This is a genomic window from Moraxella sp., from assembly GCF_024227015.1.
Taxonomy (GTDB): domain Bacteria; phylum Pseudomonadota; class Gammaproteobacteria; order Pseudomonadales; family Moraxellaceae; genus Moraxella.
Map to the genome: position 1 here is coordinate 1 of NZ_JAAELD010000083.1, position 3,357 is coordinate 3,357.

Annotated in this window: 5 protein-coding genes; 2 read left to right on the top strand and 3 right to left on the bottom strand. The window is 44.8% G+C overall.

Annotated elements, in window-relative coordinates; all coding sequences use genetic code 11:
- Positions 1-700 (bottom strand): thioredoxin family protein (locus tag GY683_RS01785; protein WP_297287120.1); only part of this gene is annotated, 700 nt, incomplete at its 3' end.
- Positions 701-988: 288 nt separating this feature from the next.
- Between GY683_RS01785 and GY683_RS01790 the strand changes: the two genes are divergently transcribed.
- Positions 989-1,210 carry a YdcH family protein gene (locus tag GY683_RS01790; RefSeq protein ID WP_297287121.1) on the top strand — a complete coding sequence of 74 codons (222 nt, stop codon included), beginning with the start codon at positions 989-991 and terminating at the stop codon, positions 1,208-1,210.
- A 112-nt stretch (positions 1,211-1,322) separates the two neighbouring features.
- On the opposite strand, the gene ahpC is transcribed toward GY683_RS01790, so the two are convergent.
- Entirely contained in the window at positions 1,323-1,889 is a 567-nt protein-coding gene (gene ahpC, locus GY683_RS01795; RefSeq protein ID WP_297287122.1) for an alkyl hydroperoxide reductase subunit C, read from the bottom strand.
- Positions 1,890-2,083: 194 nt separating this feature from the next.
- On the opposite strand from ahpC, the gene GY683_RS01800 reads away from it, so the two are divergent.
- On the top strand, positions 2,084-2,992 hold the full coding sequence (locus GY683_RS01800) for a hydrogen peroxide-inducible genes activator (protein WP_297287123.1): 909 nt from the start codon (positions 2,084-2,086) through the stop codon (positions 2,990-2,992).
- 6 nt (positions 2,993-2,998) lie between these two features.
- On the opposite strand, the gene GY683_RS01805 is transcribed toward GY683_RS01800, so the two are convergent.
- Positions 2,999-3,357, bottom strand: a 359-nt coding sequence (locus GY683_RS01805) for a M48 family metallopeptidase (RefSeq protein WP_297287124.1), incomplete at its 5' end; no start/stop codon positions are given.

Sequence of the window (3,357 nt, forward strand, 5' to 3'; positions counted from 1 at the left end):
CGGTATAGATGGCAGCTGCCGAACCTGCAGGACCACCGCCGATGACGGTCACGTCTTGGGTTTCTAATTCTTCAGCCACACCTTCAGACAGTAGATCAGGGTATTCAGCTTGCAGCTTATCAATGATACGCGCGGTATCGACTTTACCGTTTAGGAATGGTTTGCCGTTTAGGAATACCGCAGGCAAGCCTTGAATGTTGTTGGCTTCTACAAGCTCTGGGAACACACCGCCATCGATCATCTCGTTCTCGATGCCATCGTTCAGTACAGCAAATTGGTTCAATGCCTGTACGACGTCTGGGCAGTTATGGCAAGACAACGATACGAAAGTTTGGAATTTTAGTGGTTTTTGGATGCGCTTAACCAGGTCTTGAATGCCTTCGTCCAGCTTCATGGTGTGACCGCCAGCATGCAAAATCGCAAGCAGTAGCGACGTGAATTCATGACCGCCAGGGATGCCACTAAACACAATGCCTGTATCGCGATTGTCGGTGGCAATCTTAAAGCTCATCGCAGATAGGTCAGTATCTACCACAGTCTTATCAAAGCCGATCTTATCAGAAGTGCTGGCGATTTTTTCAAGAAAATCGATCAGCTCAGCACGTTTGTCGTGCTCACCTTGACCCAGAATCATCTGAATCGGACGGGTCATGTTGGCGCTGTACGTTTTAACAGCATCTAATAATGATTGGTCTAACATAAAAATCACCTTAAAACTAAATAAAATAAATAAATCGGAATGTATAATGCCATTATAAGCCGATAGCGGAATAATGCAAATTTGAGAATTTTAAACATTCACATTGCTAAAGCTCAACAACTTAAACCAAACAATATCTCTGCCTTGTTATTATATTGCAATTGTGCGGATGACGCTTATTTTTATTGCTTGCTAAGGCTCATCATTCTTGGTAAGATAATCTTAGCCGCAGAACAATTCTATGTGGCGAATTTCGTCATTATGACACCAAACTCAAAGGAGAATTCCATGTTCCCAGAATACCGCGAACTGATCACCAAACTAAAAACCGATAACGACCTACATTTCGTCAAACTATTCGACGAGCACAATGAACTTGATGAAGAAATCACCAACCTAGAGAACGACCCAGTTGCTGCAGGCAGCCGCGCTGAAGAGATCGAAGGTCTAAAACGCAAAAAACTTGCCCTAAAAGACGAACTGTATCAGTATCTACTGACCAAAGCATAATTGTAAGATTATTCGCTTTAAAAAACACAAGTCTTTTGGGCTTGTGTTTTTTATATATTAGCAAACAAAAAACCACCCAAGATTGGATGGTTTTTTAAGATTAGCTTAGAGCTTAGATTTTACCAACTAGGTCTAGGCTTGGCTTTAAGGTCTCTTGACCTGCTTCCCATGCCGCTGGGCAAACTTCGCCATCGTTTTCACGAACATATTGAGCTGCTTTTACTTTACGGATCATGTCTTTAGCAGAACGACCGATACCTAGGTCGTGGATCTCAGCTACTTTGATGAAGCCGTCTGGATCTACTAGGAAAGTACCACGTAGTGCAGCGTGATCGTCTTCGATCATGATGTTGAAGCCACGAGTGATTTTACCAGTACCATCGCCAAGCATTGGGTATTTTACTTTACCGATTGCAGGAGATGAATCGTGCCATGCTTTGTGTACGAAGTGGCTGTCAGTAGATACTGCATATACTTCTACGCCAAGACCTTTTAGCTCTTCGTAGTGGTCAGCCATGTCTTCAAGCTCAGTTGGGCACACGAAAGTGAAGTCGTGTGGGTAGAACATGAAGATAGACCATTTGCCTTTGGTATCTTCTGAAGAGATGGTTTTGAACTCACCGTTTACAAATGCTTCGGTGGTAAATTCAGGAATCTGTTGGTTGATGATTGCGGTCATAATTACACCTATATGTTAATGGATGAAAATTGTACAGCTGGACGATAAACCCTTGCCCAAAACTGCCCTGCCCGTCCATCATAACAAAAATCCCGCCTTTATACATTTAAAACTTTTAATTATCCTGTTTTGTTTTATAAAACTTAGGTGTAAAATAGGGGTCATAATTTTATGTTTGAATTGGGATAACTTTTATGATTACTTTACGTCAGTTGGAATTCGCTCTGGCGGTCGCCAAGCACAAGCACTTCAAGCGCGCCGCCGAAGAATGCAATATCTCACAGTCTGCACTAAGCCTTGGCATCGCCGAGCTTGAAAAGCAGCTTGACACACAGATCTTTGAGCGTAATAACAAACAAGTACTCATCACCCCAATCGGCGAAGAGATTCTAGACAGAGCGCAGCGCGTTTTTAGCGAGATCAGCGATTTGGTCACACGCGCGCACAATCATCAGACGCCACTTGCCTACCCGATGACGATCGGCATCATCCCAACTGTCGCACCTTATCTACTACCTAAAGTGCTGCCTACCCTAAAGAAAAGCCATCCCAACTTTGAGCTGTCCATCACCGAAAAACAAACCGAGCGCCTCATCGATCAGGTACGCTACGGACACATTGACACCGCCATCATCGCCCTGCCATACCCTGTGGAAGGTCTGCATACCTTTGAATTTTGGGGGGAAGATTTTTTTGCGATTTTCCCAAAAGGGGACGAACACGCTAGCTCCAAGCACATCACCAGTGGCGAGCTATCTAAGACTAACTTACTATTACTGGGTGAAGGTCACTGCTTGACCGATCAAGTACTGTCTGTATGCCAAATGAACAAAAGCGAGATCAAGTCAGGATTCTCTGAGGCCAGCCTCAACACCATCATTCAGATGGCGCTGTCTGGCATGGGGACGACGCTCGTGCCTAAGATGGCACTTGATCAGCTATCGACCATCCATGACCTAACTTCTGTACCACTGTCAGAACCCGGTCCACATCGCCGACTGGCATTCATCACACGCCTTAACTACGCACGCGTTGATGATGTGCGCATTCTAAGCGAGATCTTCCATCAAGCCATGACAGAAGACGCCAAAAAGCACGGATAACCGCCCTTACAAGCTTTCATCACGCGCTTTTAGAAGGTCATGCCATTTTTTATAATCTGGCATGGCTTTTTTGACTTCCGCCCAAAATAATGGGCTGTGATTGGCATGAATGAGATGGCAAAGCTCATGCACGAACACATATTCGGTGCATTCATAGGGATATGCCGCCAAATATACCGACAGCCACACTCTACCTTCACGAGTATTACATGTACCCCAGCGAGTTTTCATTTTCTTTAAGCGCACTTCACTGGCGACCCTACCAACGATGGGTTGCCATTTGGCGATCAAATCGGGTAACCGAGAAGATAACGCCTGCCGATAAATTCGTAAAATCTGACTTTCATCAGCGGGCAAATCCACAC